The sequence below is a fragment of the Pandoraea sp. PE-S2R-1 genome, assembly GCF_002179865.1.
In the GTDB taxonomy this organism is placed as follows: Bacteria; Pseudomonadota; Gammaproteobacteria; order Burkholderiales; family Burkholderiaceae; genus Pandoraea.
The window spans coordinates 999,667-1,015,053 of record NZ_NGUR01000015.1 but is presented as its reverse complement, the minus strand read 5'-3'; the positions used below and the strand labels follow the sequence as shown (position 1 = coordinate 1,015,053).

Here is a 15,387-nt window from a genome sequence, read left to right as displayed (position 1 = left end):
AGAAATAATGTGCGCAAGAAGGGGCAGGCGTATGCACGCGAGTGAGCGCTAACGCAGTAGTGGCGCGGGTTTCGGGCTGGGGGAGGTCTGAATGCGACACCGCCGCCCGGGCGTGAGCCTCGGGCGGCGGTGTGGTGGATCAGCGAATCAGGGGCTGATCGCTGGATCGCGGTGCGGCGAGACGTCTAAGCGGCTCAGGCGTCGTCGTCGAGCCAAGGCACTTCGACGTCGGTCAGGAACGCGACCATGGCGAGCGGACGGGCTTCGTGATGCCCCAGCTTGCCGTCGGCGCGATGCCATTCGACCTGGAACGTCTCAGGATACTTGTCGGCGCGAAGCTGCACGGTGCGCAGTTCTTCTTCGTCGGCTTCGTCGATCGGGCCGTCGAACGACAGCACGAGCGATTGCGGCCACACGCCGTCTTCCGGGTCATAGATCTTGTCGCCACCCGGCACGTCCACGACTGCGTCGACGCCGATCGTCTTCGATGCGGCCACGATCATCTCGCCAAGGGCACGCAGCAAGGCAGTGGCGCGCGCGGAGTTGATCTGGCGCATGGCGAGATCGCCGCGCGTCAGGGCTTGTTCCAGCTTGGGATCGGTTTTTTGTTTGGTCATGCGGGTCCTCGGTAAAACGTTAGTCACCATGCAGCGCGGCGAGGGATACCACTTCCGACTTCAGCGGCGTGCGTGGGGTTCCGATGCTACCACCGTCGCGCGCGCCGGGGCGCATTACAATGCGGCTTTCGTCATTTGAATTACCCCGGGTGCAGGCAATTTTCAGCCTGCGCCGCCTGGAGCCGTCATGGATTCACCCAAGCAAGATCAAGCCCCGCAAGCCGCCACCGACACCGCCAACACTGCCAGCGAGACGTATGTGCGTTTGCTGGGCGAGACCGCCAAGATCGACTGGAAGGATCTGGAATCGTTTTTCGCCCGTGGCGTGCTGCTGTACGTGGCGCCGGGCGTCGATCTCGTCTCGGTCGCGGAAGCCGTGGCCAACGACGACACGCCGGTCGTGACGCAGTGGCTCTCGTCCAGCCTGGTGCAACGCATGCAAGCCGAACAAGCCAGCGATTTTGCCGCCCGCACGCCCGAGTTGTGGGCCGTGGTGGTCGCGCCGTGGGTGCTCGTGCAGGAGCGCTCCGTCAGTCTGTGAGGTCACAGAGTCGGCGAGGTCAGTCGGCGAGGTCAGTCGGTTATGCCGGCTTCGACCAGTCGCCGCGTGCAGTCTTCGAGCAGGTCTTGCGCGACGGCTGACGCGTAGGCGTAGTCCGCGTCGAGCGATTCCGTCATCTCATGCGCCGTGTACAGACCCGCTTCGCGCGACAGCGTACCGGCCAGTTCGCGCGCGAAATCGTCACTCAACTCCGACAGCACGCGCCGCTCTGCCAGCGGCAATTGCAGTTTCGAGCGCGACAGCCAAAGCTGCGCCAGCGACGCGCCCTGCTTGTCGGTCATCCACTGCCCATGCTCGTAAAAGGCCGACAGTCGCTCGGCCGTCAGCGCGAATAGCAGCGCGCGACGGGTGTTGAAATTCAGACGAATCGGTGTGGCTTCCGGCATGACGATTGCACTCTCTGATGGATGTTGAGCAAGGGGCAAGGGTGCGCAAGGGCGCCAAAGGTATCACGCAAACAGCCGCAGCAGCGCGGTGCGCGCGTGGCGGATCAATTCGGTCTCGTCAGCGCGTCCGGGTATCAGATGGAATTCTGCGCGTGGCAGCGGTGGCAGACCCAACGAGGGCGGGCACACGATGAGGTCGGACGTGAGCGCCGACTCATTCAGACACGAAATTCCCAAGCCTGCCCCCAGTGCCAGTTGCATCCCCGCGACACCTGCTGCCGAGTGCGAGACGCGGTACGGCACCTTGTGACGCTCCAGCACCGTGAGCACCAGACTTTGCAGCGCACATGACGGTGGCAGCGTGACGAGGGGCAGCGGCTCGCCCAAGGGCTCGGCGAGTGTCGACGACATCGCCCAGACCAGCCGCTCGCGGCGCACCAGCGTGCCCGGTGCCCGGTAGCCCAGCGTCTTCGCGCCCTTGCCCACATCTTCATTCATCAGACGCAACGCCAGCCCTACATCGAAATGCTCGCCGGTCAGCGCCGTGCGCTCGATCTGCGCACTCTGCATCGCACTCACATGCAACCGCAGGCGCGGATACAGGCTTGCGAACCGCTTTAGCACGCGGCCCACATCGTGGGGGCGGTAGTAGTCGGTGATGGCGATGCGTAATTCGCCGTCGAGCAACACGCCTTGCAAGTCTTCAAAGGCGGCCTCGGACAGGGCGGAAATCTGCCGCGCGTAGGCAATCAGGCGCGTGCCGGCCGGCGTCGCGCGCATGCCCTTGCGTGAGCGCACCAGCAGCGGCTGGCCCGCCCGCTCCTCAAGCTTCTTCAATTGCTCGCTGACCGTCGATTGCGACAGGAAGATCAGTTCGGCAGCGGCCGAAATGCTGCCCGCATCGTGGATGGCGATGAAGGTGCGTAACTGCGTGAGGTCGAAGGCGCGGGCGTTCATGGCGGCTCTCGGGTGGGTGCTGTCGCTGCAATAGCGCTGCGGTATCTCTGCGATTTCTCGCCTATCGGGTCGAACCGGCGCCCCTCGGCGTAGATAATCCGGAAAACACGATATAAGGCATCGAATTTTCCCGCTTTTCCGATGGATTGTCTATCCGTACGATGCGTAGCATCCCTCCTCCTCTGCGACGCGCCTCCGGGCCGTGCACCGTGTCACTCATGAACGATCGCCTATCGTGTACCGCCGCGCCGCCCGGCCCGGCTATTCCCTTGGTTCCCCTCACGCCTCTGACGCCCGGGCCTGCGCCCACGGTATTGCCCGCTGCCGACGCGGCGCTGCGCCGTGGCGGTACCCGCCCATTAGGCCGCGAGCATCGCTGGAAGGTGCTGGGCGTGGGCGTGGCGGCCAACGCCAGCTTTGCCGCCGCCTTGGGCGGCCTGCCGGCGACGGCCGTGCAGATGCGCAGCGACTACGCACTCGCCAACGGCGACCTCGGTCTCGTGCTCGGGTTGATCGGGCTGGGCATCGCCGTCTCCGAATTGCCCTGGGGCATGCTCACCGACCGCTGGGGTGATCGTCGCGTGTTGCTGGTCGGACTGATGGTGACGGCGGCGGCATTGTTCGCGATGGGCATCTGGGTGGTGCCGACGCCCCGGCATGTGCCACCGATGCCGTTGCTGGCCGCAGGCATGCTCGCCATCGGCATTCTGGGCGGCAGCGTCAACGGGTCGAGCGGGCGCGCGGTGATGCGCTGGTTTCATGACGGCGAGCGCGGGCTGGCGATGAGCGTGCGGCAATGCGCGGTGCCGCTGGGTGGCGGCATCGGCGCGATGCTGCTGCCCGGGGCTGCGCTGCATTTCGGCTTTGCCGTGGTCTACATCGGGCTGGCAGTCGCGTGCGTTGCGGCAACGTACATGGCGTGGCTATGGTTGCTCGAACCGCCGGAAGAAGCGCATGAGTCGGCAGACGCCGCACGTGTTGCGCCAGTGCGTGCCGGTGCCACTGCCAGCGCACCCGTCCAATACTCACCGCTGCGCGATGCGCGGTTGCTGAGCACGGCGCTGGGGATGGCGGTACTCGCCATGCCGCAAATCGCTGTGCTGACGTTCGGGACGGTCTTTCTGCATGACTTTGCGCATGTGAGCGTGCTGACGATTTCGCTCACGCTCGGGGCGGTGCAGACGGGCGCGGCGCTTACTCGCGTCTGGAGCGGCCGCTACACCGACAAGCGCCGTAATCGTCCGCAATACTTGCGCGTGTGTACGGTGACGGTGGGCGTTGTTTTTGCTCTGCTGGCGGCGCTGGTGGCCGCGCTGACGCTGCGCCCGGACTGGCTGGCGCACGGCACGCCGTGGCTGATCGCGTTGCTGATCGTGGGCGGTATGGTGGCGTCGGCGTGGCACGGCGTGGCGTTCACGGAACTGGCGACGCTGGCGGGCGCATCGCGTGCCGGGACTGCGCTTGGCATCGGCAACACGGGCGTCTTCATGACGATGTTCGTCACGCCGCTTTCGATTCCGTTTCTGCTCTCGATCGGTGGCTGGGCACTCGTGTGGTCAGGCGGGCTCTTGTGTGCCGCGCTGGCGTGGCCGTTGTTCGTGTGGTCGCATCGTGCGCGTGCGGCGCAATAGTCTCTCGGCGCCAAGCCGCTCGGCCGCTACGGCAGATGCACGTGCTCGACGAGAAAATCGAGAAACGCGCGGACACGGGCGGGCAGGTGTCCGCCCTGCCCCACATAGACGGCATGCACGGGTTCCAGATCGCCCGGGTTGTAGTCTTCGAGCACGGCGACGAGGCGTCCTTCGCGCAGGTCGGTATCGACGTGATATCGCGAGTGACGCCCGAGCCCGAGGCCTTCGACGGCAAGCTTGCGCATGATCTCGCCATTGCTCACGACCATATTGCCGATCTGCGGGTAGTGCGTGATACCGCCCGCCCCATCGAGAAACGGCCAGCCCTGCACCTGACGATCGAAGTTGAAGGCCATCACGTTGTGATGAATCAGATCGGCGGGGGTGCGCAGCGGGCCGTTGCGCGCGAGATAGCCGGGGGACGCGACGACATGCATGCGGCTCTCGCCGAGCTTGCGCGCCACGAGTCGCGAGTCGCGCAGCGGCCCCGCCCGCACGGCAACATCGGCGCGTTGCTCCAGCAGGTCGACGACGGTATCGGTCAGCGTGAGATCGAGCCGGATTTCAGGGAATTGTGCGAGAAATGCCGGGATGACCGGCAGCAGATAGAGCGTGCCGATCGGCACGCTCGCGTTCACACGAAGCAGGCCGCGTGGCACGGCACCCGCCGCGGCTTCGCGCTCGGCGGCCTCGATGTCGGCCAGCACACGAGTGGCACGCTCGTGGAATGCGGTGCCTTCTGGCGTAAGTTGCAGACGGCGCGTCGAACGGTTGAATAACCGCGCACCCAAGCGCGCTTCGAGGCGCGCAATCAGCTTGCTCACGGCCGACGGCGTCATATGCAGCGCCCGTGCAGCGGCTGAAAACCCGCCAAGTTCTGCCACGCGCGTGAAAACTTCCATATCGCCGGAGCGGTTGACGTCCTGTCGACCCATCGTCGGTGCCTCTCGTGCTCGTCGTTTGACGTGTTGTGACTTGAAGTCACAAATGATTTTCCTTCGCGCAGTCTATTTCATCAATGCGAGGACGTCTATATTGCGTGGCATTGGTCAGCGTTGTCTCAGCGGTTGCTGTTTTTCTTCTGACGCCCGGACGCGGCCTTTCCAAAGATTCGCAATATTCAGACAGGAGTTTCTCGTGCCCATCGCCCTTTACGCCCTGACCGCCGGTGCCTTCGGCATTGGCGTGACGGAGTTCGTCATCATGGGTCTGCTGCTCAACGTCGGCGCCGATTTCGGTGTCTCGATCGCGGCCGCAGGCCTGCTTATTTCCGGTTATGCACTAGGTGTCGTTGTCGGCGCCCCGCTCATGACCACCGCTACCGCCCGCTGGCCGCGCAAGACCGTGCTGCTGGTGCTCATGGCGATCTTCACCATCGGCAATGCGGCTTGTGCCATCGCGCCGAGCTATACCGCGCTGATGGCCGCGCGCGTGCTGACGTCGTTTGCTCACGGCACGTTCTTTGGCGTGGGCTCGGTGGTCGCCACCGGTCTCGTGTCGCGTGAGCGCCGTGCGTCGGCCATCGCCGTGATGTTCACGGGCCTGACGGTCGCCAACATTCTCGGCGTGCCGTTCGGCACGTGGCTCGGTCAGAGCTACGGCTGGCGTGCGAGCTTCTGGGCGGTGACGGTCATCGGCGCGCTCGCGTTCGTGGTGATAGCGATGTTCGTGCCGAAGATTGCGGCCCCGAAGGACGCCGGTGACTGGCGTGCGGATCTGCGTGCGCTGGCACGCCGTCCGGTGCTGCTGGGGTTGCTCACGACGGTGCTGGGCTGGGTCGGTGTGTTCGGTGTGTTCACCTACATCGCGCCGCTGCTCACGGAAGTGACCGGCTTCGCCGAGCGCGCCGTGTCGCCGATTCTGCTGATCTTCGGCGGCGGTCTGGTGGTGGGCAATCTGCTGGGTGGCAAGCTCGCCGATCGTCGCGTTGTGCCGACCGTGCTGGGCAGCCTGCTGTCGTTGTCCGTCGTGCTGGGCCTGATGACCTTTGCGCTGCACTCGCAATGGCTGTCCATCGTGTTTGTCGCGCTGCTGGGCGCAACGGCGTTCGCAACGGTCGCGCCGCTGCAACTCTGGGTGATGGAGAAGGCGTCCGGTGCGGGCGAGAGCCTCGCGTCGAGCTTCAACATTGCCGCGTTCAATCTGGGTAACGCCATCGGTGCGTGGCTGGGTGGCTTCGTGATCAATCACGGCGGCTTGACGGCGGTGCCTTGGGTGGCGGCGCTGGTGCCGCTGGCGGGGGTGGGCGTGGCGCTGTTGAGCCTGCGTCTGGATCGTCGCGATGCGCGTGCACAACTGACGCCGAACTGCGAAACACCGGCGATGTAATCGTCGACGCGTTTCAATGACACCGGGGCGGCGGGTTCACACCCGCCGCCCCGGTTTTCGTTTGGCACCTGTGCTCATTGACGTCAACGAGTGACGTCAGGCGAGCACGCCGATGATGACGCTGGTGGCGGCAAATGCCGCCGTCGCGCCGTTGGCCTCTGCGAGTCCCCGGTTCACCAAGGTGTCGTGCGGCATGACGGCGGCCAGTCGACCGCCGCCGGGCAGCGCGAGGATCACTTCGGCCTGTCCGGTGTCGTTCGTAATGGCGACCACCGTGCCGGCCAGCCGGTTGGCCGTCGGCAAACCGGCAAGGTCTGCCCCGCGCGCAACCTCGATCCATGGCGCCTTGATGAGCGCGAAGGCATCGCCGCCGACGGCGAGTCCGAGCGTTTGCGTGCTGTGATGCGTGAGCGACGCCGTGATCGCTTCGCCACCGGGCAGCGTGAGCGTCACTTCGTCGTTCACACCGCAGCGCCGAATCGCCGTGATCGTGCCGTGCAACTGATTTCGCGCGCTTGTCTGCAAGCCGAGGCGCGCAATCACCTGCCACTGCTCGTCGAAGTGTTCGAGATCGTTGGCCACCCGGGCGAGAAACTGCTGCTGCGCCGCTTCCACTGCGCGAAACGCTGCCACGAGCTTCGCGCCGCGTGCCGTCAACGTGGTGCCGCCGCCGCCGCGCCCGCCGGTGCTGCGCGCCACGAGAGGTTCGCCCGCGAGCTGGTTCATCGCGTCGACCGCGTCCCATGCCGCCTTGTAGCTCATGCCGGCAGCCTTCGCCGCGGCTGTGATCGAACCCTGCGTAGCAATGTGTTCGAGCAGGGCGATACGTGCCTGTCCGCCGAGTGACGAATTGCCGCGATGCAGCCAAAGTGAGCCACTCACTTGCAGTGCATTATTTGTTTCGTTGCGCAAAACATCATCCGGCGTTGAAGAAGGTTCGGAAACCATAATGTTTTTTTCTATCAAACCCAGAGGTGGTCGCATTGTAGAGGCCTACGGAACCTGTCAGAAACAATAGCCGAAAGCCCGAGTGTTGCGGCGCACCAACGGAGGTCACTTCGGAGGCCTGATTGGGGGACGAATGGGGGACGTTTCTCATCTACATTGAATTTGCCGCATGCCCCCCCAATGCCGGTCGAATCCCGCCAGACCAACGACTTCACGGTCCTGACGAGGTGCGCCCGGGAATGCGACGTTTACCGAAGTGCCCACTCACCTGACACAACAGAAACGGGGTGAAATGATGCGCGTCAGGAATATCAAGGAAACGGTTGACGGGGCTCGATACTATCGTCTGGTTCGCACACTGCCTAACGGTAAGCGACATCAGATGCAAATCTCTTTCTCCGCGGGTGAAATGCGCTTCAGGCGTTTCGTGGCGCAGCGACTCTGGTTGCTGCGTGCCGAAATGCGAGACAGTACGCGTGCGGCGGCTGCCCCTGCCCCACGCAGCAATATGCCTCAGTTGGTGTTTTAACGAAGCCATACCGCAAGCGAATATCTCGCCGGGCCGGATCACTCCGCCCCGGCGTTTTCGTTTGTCGAATCGGAATTTTTGACGGCGACACCCGGGCATTAGTTGGTTGTCCTTGATATCCGGGCAGTGCGAGATTCCAGCCGAACGGTCGGTCAACCCCGCTTGACCACCTTCAGCCTGCCTTCCTCGGCGGCAGTTCGGCAGGCCTGGGCGTCGTCTTGACGGCCATGAGGCCGGTGCCCGCATGGGCAATCGCAAACTGCACCAGTTCATCGAACGAAATCGGCCGGGCGAACAAATACCCCTGCGCATAAGTGACGTCGCGCTCGCGCAGGTAATTCGCCTGCATCTCGTTTTCCACCCCTTCTGCCACGATCGTCATCTGCAAGTTGTTGGCGAGCTGGATGATCGAGTCGCAGATATTGCGCGTGACGGTGTCGTCTTCGGTGACGGGCAGGAATTCCTTGTCGATCTTCAAATAGTTGAAGTCGTAGCGCTTGAGGTAGCCGATCGAATTGTTCTCGGCGCCGAAGTCGTCGAGCGCAGTTTCGATGCCGCGCCGTTGCAGTTCCGACATGACGTGGCGCGCCGCCGCCGTGTCGCGAATGACATAGCGCTCGGTAATCTCGGCCACCAGCGGATAGGTGTCGTTCAACGACCCGTACAGCCGCTCGATGTCCTGCACGATGGTGGTGTCGCGCAGGTGCCGCTCGGCGAGATTGATCCCCATGTGAAAACCCGGCGGCAGCGCCCCCATCGACATGTCGTTGCGAATCTGCCGCAGCACGGAGCGCGTGAGATCCACGATCAGGCCGTTGCTTTCGGCAATCGGAATAAAGGCGTCGGGGCGCACGAGGCCTGCGAGCGGGTGGTGCCAGCGCAACAGCGCCTCGGCACCGGCGCAGCGGTTCGTGGCCAGTTCCATGACCGGCTGGTAATACACCTTGAATTCGTCGCGCTTGATGCCGCGCGCAATCTGCCGCCGCATGAACTGCGCCGGACCGAGGTGGCGAAACGTCATCACACCGAGCAGAAACGCGATGACGGCGCCGAACGACAGGAAGATGGGTGCCTGACTCGCGGCAAGCTCGCGCATGAGCGTCGGGCTGCCGGCGAGCGAGGTCGCAAAGTGCTCCGACGCCAGCGTGACCTGCGCGCCACGCGTGGCAACGCCGGACGACTGGAGCAGCGGCCCCTCGGAGGTGAGCGACATCTTGCCCACGGTCATCGCCGTCCACGCGAGGTCGTTGTTCTTCACGCTATGCAGCGTTTCGGTCAGGTAGACGCCGTCGACATAGCCGAGCACGCCGTCGGTCGCCGAGGTCGGCACATACAGGGCCAGCGCGGGCGCTTCGCGGGCGTAGGGCGAGCCGGGCACGAGCAGCGTGCGGGCGCCGGTGAGCATGGGGACGACTTCGGCCGGCATGGCCATGTCGAGGCCGTCGGTCGAGCGTGGGACCGACGAGCAATAGAGCTGGCCGCGTGACACGAGCCAGATGGAGCGGAAGTAGGGACTGAGGGTGCCGGTGGCCTGAAGCTGGTTGCCGACGTCTTCGCAGGCGCGGCCGACCCACGGGGTCACGCCCTGAAGCGTCTTTTCCGCCTGAAGGACGATGCGCTCGAGGGCATCGCGCTGGCGGACGGCTTCTTCCTGAAGAATCGACTGCGACATGTGATAAATGCGCAGCCAGCCCACGAAGAGGACAACGACAAACGTGACCGCCACAACAACCCCGGTCACCAGCCACTGCACGACTCTCGAATGTTGAATCATGTGCTGCCAACCCGGAAATAAGTGGGGCCCTTGTGTGCTGTTTGTGTTGCAGGGCACAACCCGTCAATCGACTCTACACGAATCCCCGACGGCATCCAACGCCCGATAAACCCGCACGACAAAACCCTTAGGAGTGTCGCAATCGAGTCATTTCGGCACAGGATTGACGCGATTACGACGTGTTTCCGACGGGCATGAAGCCGCCTTGGGCTACGCAACTTGGGGCGTAGCGGGGGCGAATTCAGGCCGCACGCAGGGCAAATTCATGGCGGAATCGCGACAAAACTTGGCGTAACGACGATTTACGCATGCTCTACACTTCACTCATTAAATTTCTGACGGAATTTGAGAAATATCCCAACTTTCATGCATATCTGCGCGAAAGCCGTCGGAATCTGACCGTTTTCCTAAGCTAGAGACGTCAAGTCGTTCCTCCCATGTCGAGTCAACCTGCTTCCTCCCTCGCTGGCGCCCCTACGCCGGCTGCGCAGGGCACGGCGTTCCGCGTGCTGTCTGCCATCAGCTTCTCTCACTTGCTCAACGACATGATCCAGTCGTTGATTCTGGCGATCTATCCGCTGCTCAAGGCCAATTTCGACCTGAGCTTCGGGCAGGTCGGCCTGATCACGCTGACGTATCAGATCACCGCGTCGTTGTTGCAGCCCGTCGTCGGCCTTTATACCGACAAGTACCCGAAACCGTATTCATTGCCGGTCGGCATGGGATTCACGCTCGTGGGTCTGCTGCTGCTGGCGGTGGCGCCTAACTTCGGCGTGCTGCTTGTCGCAGCAGCGCTGGTGGGCATGGGCTCGTCGGTGTTCCATCCGGAATCGTCGCGCGTGGCCCGTATGGCCTCGGGTGGCCGTCACGGCATGGCGCAGTCGTTCTTCCAAGTTGGCGGCAACGTCGGCTCGTCGCTGGGCCCGTTACTGGCCGCGTTGATCATCGTCCCGCATGGCCGTGGCAGCGTGGCGTGGTTCTCGGTGGCGGCGCTCGTCGCGATCTTCGTGCTGTTCCACGTGAGCCGCTGGTATGCGGCGCAGCGCGCGGCCAGCAAGGGCAAGCCGGCCGCACGTCGCGGCGGCACGGCGCACCTGTCGCGCGGCAAGGTGATGTTCGCCATCGGCATCCTGCTGGTGCTGATCTTCTCGAAGTACTTCTACCTCGCGAGCATCAGCAGCTACTTCACGTTCTATCTGATCAGCAAGTTCCACGTGTCGGTGCAGAACGCGCAGATCCATCTGTTCGTGTTCCTGTTCGCGGTGGCGGCTGGCACGATGATCGGCGGTCCGCTGGGCGACAAGATCGGCCGAAAGTATGTGATCTGGGGCTCGATCCTCGGTGCGGCGCCGTTCACGCTGATGCTGCCGTACGCCAGCCTGTACTGGACCGGCATCCTGACGGTGGCCATCGGCCTGATTCTGGCGTCGGCGTTCTCGGCGATCCTGGTCTACGCACAGGAGCTGATTCCGGGCAAGGTCGGGACGGTCTCGGGGCTGTTCTTCGGCTTCGCGTTCGGCATGGGCGGCGTGGGTGCTGCCGTGCTGGGTCAACTGGCCGACACGACGAGCATCGACTTCGTGTACCACGTGTGCGCGTTCCTGCCGCTGCTCGGTATCGTGACGATCTTCCTGCCGAACGTCGAAGGTCACAAGAAGACGGCGGCGGCCTGATACGGGGCTGATCGCTTGACTGGGCGCTACCGGGAGCTTTCCCGGCAGCGCCCAAAACAAAACGCCGGCCTGAGCGATCAGGACCGGCGTTTTGCTTGGGTATCGACTACCTTACGGTGCGGCGCGCTTTTGCAGTTCCCACTTGCCCTTCTCGCCCGCCTTGCAGGCATTGAGCCTGAGCGTGACGTCCTGACCCTTGGCGTTGAGCAGCACGATCAGATCGCGGCACGTCTTGTCGTCGGTCTTCTGGGTGTTGGTCGCCGTGATCTGGCCGGTGAACTGCGTGGGCGTGCCGGTGCCCTTGTTGTTCCACTCGACGGTCTCGTTGTCCTGCTTGTTGGAGAGCACGTCGTCGGCCGCCTTGGCGAGCGAGGCGTTGTCTTTCGCGCGCAGCCAGGCCAGCGGCGAGTTGCTCATGAACGTGAGGTTGGAGGCGGCGAGCACGGGCGCGGCAGCGCCTGCGCCAATGAGAAGTGCTGCGCCAAGCGCGAGCAAACGGGTATGCGACATTCGGAGTCCTTGAGATTGTCGGGCGGGGACGGTGCCTGCCGGGTGCTGCACGGGCAGCGCGGCCCGCACGGTGCCTGAAAACAGAACTCGCACCGGTACGGCGGCAGGGGACGCGTCGATCATAAAAGAATCCGGGCGCGGCGTCATCCCGGCCCCTTGCCGGTACCGGTCGGCGTCACATACGCGCCCGTGCCATGCAACTGATCTTCCGCCAGCTCCAGTGCACGTACCGCGCCGCGCCCTTTGCGGGCGAGCAGCATTTCGACCAGCGTCTCCACCACGGCAATGCCCGCCGTAATCGACGGAAAGAACGACGGACTCTCGTGCGAGAACAGCACCGTGGCGTCGGCATCGAGCGCCAGCGGCGAGACCGTGGAATCGGTCAGCGCCAGCACCCGCGCACCCGCTGCCTTGGCCGCACGCGCCACGATCAGCGCTTCATTCGAATACGGCGCAAAGCTGATCACGACGACCACGTCGCGCGCCGAGAGCGCCCGCAGTTCCATCTCCAGCGTGCCCGCTTCGCCGCGAATCAGATGCACCGTCGGGCGAAACAGGCGATAGATGTACTGGAACGTGAAGGCAATCGGAAAGCAGGCGCGAAAACCCGCCACATGCACGGTGCCCGCACTGGCGAGCAATTCCACGGCGGCGCCGAGCGACTGATTGGCCCCCGCTTCGGTCAGGTCGAGATTGTTGTGCTGCACCCGAAACATCTCCGGCACCATGCGCGCCGCGTCGCCCTCACGGATGACCTGCCGCGCGCGGCTCGCATACGGCTGCGGCCCCAGACGGATCGATTCGAGAAACAGCTCGCGCAGGCCGTGCCAGCCGTCAAAGCCGAGGTGCTGCGCCAGCCGCACGAACGTGGCCGGTTGCACGCCCGCTTCGGCGGCAATCGCGCGCATCGAGCTGATGGGCACCTGCTGCGGGTGGTCGAGCAGAAAGCGGGCACCCGCTTGAAACTGCGGGCTGAGGTGGGGATAGCGCTCGCGCAACAGGGTGTTGAGCTGATCGAGCGATTGCGGCAGCACTGAGGCTTCGGTCATTGGGGGAGAGCAACACGGCAACGTAGGTGTGTAACGATTGTTGCATGAAATGCCACAAGCGCGCACGCGTAATCTCCCAGACGCTTGCCGTGCGGGGAAATGGCAGGTGTGGTAACGCTGTTGCGCGAATGTTGCGATGTTAAAATGCGTGAAACATATGTTGCAAACGGCCGACGCTGAGCCTACACTTGGCGACATTGTTGGCGCGTCGCGAACGCTGGCGCGCGCATTCTTTCCGTCAGGGGTTATGGCATGACTCACGTGTTTCACCGCAATCCGCGCCAGACGCTGCCCGTCGCCGTCGGCGGCGAGGGCATCGAGCTGATCGACAGCACCGGCAAGCGCTATCTCGACGCCTGTGGCGGCGCGGCCGTGTCGTGCCTCGGGCATGGCCACCCGCGCGTGATCGAAGCAATGCAGCAGCAGGCTGCGCAACTGGCCTATGCGCATACCTCGTTCTTCACGACGGAAGTGGCCGAGCAACTGGCCGATACGCTCGTCGGCAGCGCCCCCGGTGATCTGAACCATGTGTATTTCGTGAGCGGCGGCTCCGAAGGTGTCGAAGCGGCGCTCAAGCTGGCGCGTCAGTACTTCGTCGAAATCGGCCAGCCGCAGCGCCAATTTTTCATCGCGCGCCGCCAGAGCTATCACGGCAACACGCTGGGCGCGCTCGCCATCGGCGGCAACGCCTGGCGTCGCGAGCCGTTCCTGCCGTTGCTGGTGCCGGCGCATCACGTCTCGCCATGCTTCGCCTATCGCGAGCGCCATGAGGGCGAGACCGACGACGCCTACGTGCAGCGTCTCGCCGACGAACTGGAAAACAAGATTCTCGAACTCGGCGGCGACACCGTGATCGCGTTCGTGGCAGAAACCGTGGTCGGCGCCACGGCCGGTGCGGTGCCGCCGGTGGGCGACTATTTCAAGCGCATCCGCGCCGTGTGCGACAAGTACGGCGTGCTGCTGCTGCTCGACGAAGTGATGTCGGGCATGGGCCGCACGGGGTATCTGTACGCCTGCGAAGAAGACGGCGTCGTGCCCGACATTCTGGTGATCGCCAAGGGCCTCGGCGCAGGCTATCAGCCGATCGGCGCCATGCTTTGCTCCGACAAGATTTACAACGCCGTCGTCGACGGCTCCGGTTTCTTCCAGCACGGTCACACGTATCTGGGCCACGCCATGGCGTGCGCGGCGGCGCTGGCCGTGCAACGCACGATTGCCGACGAGCATCTGCTCGACAACGTGAAGGCGCGCGGCGAGCAACTGCGCACCCGTTTGCGGGAAGTCTTCGCCGATCACCCGAACGTGGGCGACGTGCGCGGCCGTGGCTTGTTCGTCGGGGTCGAGTTCGTGGCCGACCGTGCGACCAAGCAGACGCTGCCGGCGGCCGACAAGATGAACGCTCGTCTGAAGGCGGCCGCCAAGTCGCGCGGCCTGTTGATCTACCCGATGGGCGGCACCGTCGACGGCGTGCATGGCGACCATGGGCTGATCGCGCCGCCGTTCATCTGCCAGCCGAAGGACATCGACCGGATCGTCGAATTGCTGGCGGCGGCCGTGGCCGACGTGACCGGTGTTTCGGCAGGGGCCGCGGCATGACGCGCGCCTACGCTCTGGCGGTGGCCCCGAACGGCGCCCGTCGCACGCACGCCGATCACCCGGCACTGCCGGTGACGCCCGACGAGCTTGGCGCGTGCGCGAAGGCGTGTCTCGACGCGGGCGCGGCCATGATTCACCTGCACGTGCGCAAGGCCGATGGCACGCATAGCCTCGAAGTGCCCGATTACGTGGCGGGTATCGCAGCGGTGCGCCGCGCCGTCGGCAACGCGCTGGTGCTTCAGGTCACCACCGAAGCCGTCGGCATCTACACCCCCGAACAGCAGATCGCGACGGTGCACGCACTGCGCCCGGAAGCGATCTCCGTGGCACTGCGCGAAGTGTTGCCCGACGCCGCGCACGGCCCGGCGGCCGAGGCGTTCTTCGAATGGATGTGGCAGGAGAACATCGTCGCGCAGTACATCCTGTACGACGCCGAGGACGTAGCGCACTACTGGCGCCTGCGCGCCAAGGGCGCGATTCGCCCGGGCCGCCATTGGGTGCTGTTCGTGCTGGGACGGTACAGCTTGGGGCAGTTGTCGGCCCCGTCAGATCTCTTGCCATTCCTTTCGGCGTGGCAGGCCGGTGGCGAGCATGCCGGCGCCACGCCTTGGGCGATGTGCGCCTTTGGCCCGCGCGAGGCGGAATGTGCGCTGGCGGCGGTGTTGCAGGGCGGCCACGCCCGCATCGGTTTCGAGAACAACCTGTATTTGCCCGACGGCAGCGTTTCGCCGGGCAATGCCGCATCGCTCGACGTGTTGCGTGCCGCGGCAACCCCGCTGGCATTGGTGCCGATGTCCGCCGACGCGCTGCGCGAACTCACTCGTTGA

The 15,387-nt window shown here is 64.5% G+C and carries 14 protein-coding genes; 6 read left to right on the top strand and 8 right to left on the bottom strand.

Going from position 1 to position 15,387, the window contains the following annotated elements:
• Positions 1-194: 194 nt before the first annotated feature.
• Positions 195-617, bottom strand: coding sequence for a hypothetical protein (locus tag CDV44_RS22050; RefSeq protein ID WP_058376724.1), 423 nt, complete (start codon positions 615-617; stop codon positions 195-197).
• A 187-nt stretch (positions 618-804) separates the two neighbouring features.
• Here CDV44_RS22050 and CDV44_RS22045 point away from each other — a divergent pair, with 187 nt between their 5' ends.
• Positions 805-1,158 (top strand): DUF2288 domain-containing protein, encoded by a 354-nt coding sequence (locus CDV44_RS22045; RefSeq protein WP_087690499.1) that lies wholly within the window; start codon positions 805-807, stop codon positions 1,156-1,158.
• 32 nt (positions 1,159-1,190) lie between these two features.
• Here the strand turns inward: CDV44_RS22045 and CDV44_RS22040 are convergent, their stop codons facing one another.
• Together CDV44_RS22040 and CDV44_RS22035 are read right to left on the bottom strand one after the other, a co-directional pair.
• Positions 1,191-1,565, bottom strand: a complete 375-nt coding sequence (locus CDV44_RS22040) for a hypothetical protein (protein ID WP_087690497.1) — start codon at positions 1,563-1,565, stop codon at positions 1,191-1,193.
• A gap of 63 nt (positions 1,566-1,628) precedes the next feature.
• On the bottom strand, positions 1,629-2,522 hold the full coding sequence (locus CDV44_RS22035) for a LysR family transcriptional regulator (RefSeq protein WP_058376727.1): 894 nt from the start codon (positions 2,520-2,522) through the stop codon (positions 1,629-1,631).
• A gap of 218 nt (positions 2,523-2,740) precedes the next feature.
• Between CDV44_RS22035 and CDV44_RS22030 the strand changes: the two genes are divergently transcribed.
• Entirely contained in the window at positions 2,741-4,153 is a 1,413-nt protein-coding gene (locus tag CDV44_RS22030) for an MFS transporter (protein WP_087690495.1), read from the top strand.
• A 26-nt stretch (positions 4,154-4,179) separates the two neighbouring features.
• On the opposite strand, the gene CDV44_RS22025 is transcribed toward CDV44_RS22030, so the two are convergent.
• Positions 4,180-5,088: a LysR family transcriptional regulator gene (locus CDV44_RS22025; protein ID WP_087690493.1), complete on the bottom strand. Its 909-nt coding sequence runs from the start codon at positions 5,086-5,088 to the stop codon at positions 4,180-4,182.
• A 202-nt stretch (positions 5,089-5,290) separates the two neighbouring features.
• On the opposite strand from CDV44_RS22025, the gene CDV44_RS22020 reads away from it, so the two are divergent.
• Complete coding sequence (locus tag CDV44_RS22020) at positions 5,291-6,481, top strand: MFS transporter (protein WP_087690492.1); 1,191 nt, start codon at positions 5,291-5,293, stop codon at positions 6,479-6,481.
• Positions 6,482-6,577: 96 nt separating this feature from the next.
• Here the strand turns inward: CDV44_RS22020 and CDV44_RS22015 are convergent, their stop codons facing one another.
• Entirely contained in the window at positions 6,578-7,429 is an 852-nt protein-coding gene (locus CDV44_RS22015; RefSeq protein ID WP_087690490.1) for a TOBE domain-containing protein, read from the bottom strand.
• Positions 7,430-8,130: 701 nt separating this feature from the next.
• Positions 8,131-9,732 carry an EAL domain-containing protein gene (locus CDV44_RS22010; RefSeq protein ID WP_087690489.1) on the bottom strand — a complete coding sequence of 534 codons (1,602 nt, stop codon included), beginning with the start codon at positions 9,730-9,732 and terminating at the stop codon, positions 8,131-8,133.
• Between the two features lie 437 nt (positions 9,733-10,169).
• Here CDV44_RS22010 and CDV44_RS22005 point away from each other — a divergent pair, with 437 nt between their 5' ends.
• Positions 10,170-11,405 (top strand): MFS transporter, encoded by a 1,236-nt coding sequence (locus tag CDV44_RS22005; RefSeq protein WP_087690487.1) that lies wholly within the window; start codon positions 10,170-10,172, stop codon positions 11,403-11,405.
• Between the two features lie 111 nt (positions 11,406-11,516).
• Here CDV44_RS22005 and CDV44_RS22000 read toward each other — a convergent pair whose 3' ends face one another.
• Together CDV44_RS22000 and CDV44_RS21995 are read right to left on the bottom strand one after the other, a co-directional pair.
• Entirely contained in the window at positions 11,517-11,915 is a 399-nt protein-coding gene (locus CDV44_RS22000) for an RT0821/Lpp0805 family surface protein (RefSeq protein WP_087690485.1), read from the bottom strand.
• 143 nt (positions 11,916-12,058) lie between these two features.
• Positions 12,059-12,964, bottom strand: a complete 906-nt coding sequence (locus CDV44_RS21995; RefSeq protein WP_087690483.1) for a MurR/RpiR family transcriptional regulator — start codon at positions 12,962-12,964, stop codon at positions 12,059-12,061.
• A 252-nt stretch (positions 12,965-13,216) separates the two neighbouring features.
• On the opposite strand from CDV44_RS21995, the gene CDV44_RS21990 reads away from it, so the two are divergent.
• The gene (locus tag CDV44_RS21990) at positions 13,217-14,560 is read left to right on the top strand and encodes an aspartate aminotransferase family protein (RefSeq protein WP_087690482.1); all 1,344 of its coding nucleotides are present in this window, start codon (positions 13,217-13,219) and stop codon (positions 14,558-14,560) included.
• On the top strand, positions 14,557-15,387 hold the full coding sequence (locus CDV44_RS21985) for a 3-keto-5-aminohexanoate cleavage protein (RefSeq protein WP_087690480.1): 831 nt from the start codon (positions 14,557-14,559) through the stop codon (positions 15,385-15,387). Before CDV44_RS21990 ends, CDV44_RS21985 begins: the two co-directional genes overlap by 4 nt.

Bases quoted from the DNA above. Each gene is read 5' to 3' on its own strand.
- CDV44_RS22050 (WP_058376724.1), bottom strand. From the start codon at position 617: ATGACCAAACAAAAAACCGATCCCAAGCTGGAACAAGCCCTGACGCGC.
- CDV44_RS22045 (WP_087690499.1), top strand. From the start codon at position 805: ATGGATTCACCCAAGCAAGATCAAGCCCCGCAAGCCGCCACCGACACC.
- CDV44_RS22040 (WP_087690497.1), bottom strand. From the start codon at position 1,565: ATGCCGGAAGCCACACCGATTCGTCTGAATTTCAACACCCGTCGCGCG.
- CDV44_RS22035 (WP_058376727.1), bottom strand. From the start codon at position 2,522: ATGAACGCCCGCGCCTTCGACCTCACGCAGTTACGCACCTTCATCGCC.
- CDV44_RS22030 (WP_087690495.1), top strand. From the start codon at position 2,741: ATGAACGATCGCCTATCGTGTACCGCCGCGCCGCCCGGCCCGGCTATT.
- CDV44_RS22025 (WP_087690493.1), bottom strand. From the start codon at position 5,088: ATGGGTCGACAGGACGTCAACCGCTCCGGCGATATGGAAGTTTTCACG.
- CDV44_RS22015 (WP_087690490.1), bottom strand. From the start codon at position 7,429: ATGGTTTCCGAACCTTCTTCAACGCCGGATGATGTTTTGCGCAACGAA.
- CDV44_RS22010 (WP_087690489.1), bottom strand. From the start codon at position 9,732: ATGATTCAACATTCGAGAGTCGTGCAGTGGCTGGTGACCGGGGTTGTT.
- CDV44_RS22005 (WP_087690487.1), top strand. From the start codon at position 10,170: ATGTCGAGTCAACCTGCTTCCTCCCTCGCTGGCGCCCCTACGCCGGCT.
- CDV44_RS22000 (WP_087690485.1), bottom strand. From the start codon at position 11,915: ATGTCGCATACCCGTTTGCTCGCGCTTGGCGCAGCACTTCTCATTGGC.
- CDV44_RS21995 (WP_087690483.1), bottom strand. From the start codon at position 12,964: ATGACCGAAGCCTCAGTGCTGCCGCAATCGCTCGATCAGCTCAACACC.
- CDV44_RS21990 (WP_087690482.1), top strand. From the start codon at position 13,217: ATGACTCACGTGTTTCACCGCAATCCGCGCCAGACGCTGCCCGTCGCC.
- CDV44_RS21985 (WP_087690480.1), top strand. From the start codon at position 14,557: ATGACGCGCGCCTACGCTCTGGCGGTGGCCCCGAACGGCGCCCGTCGC.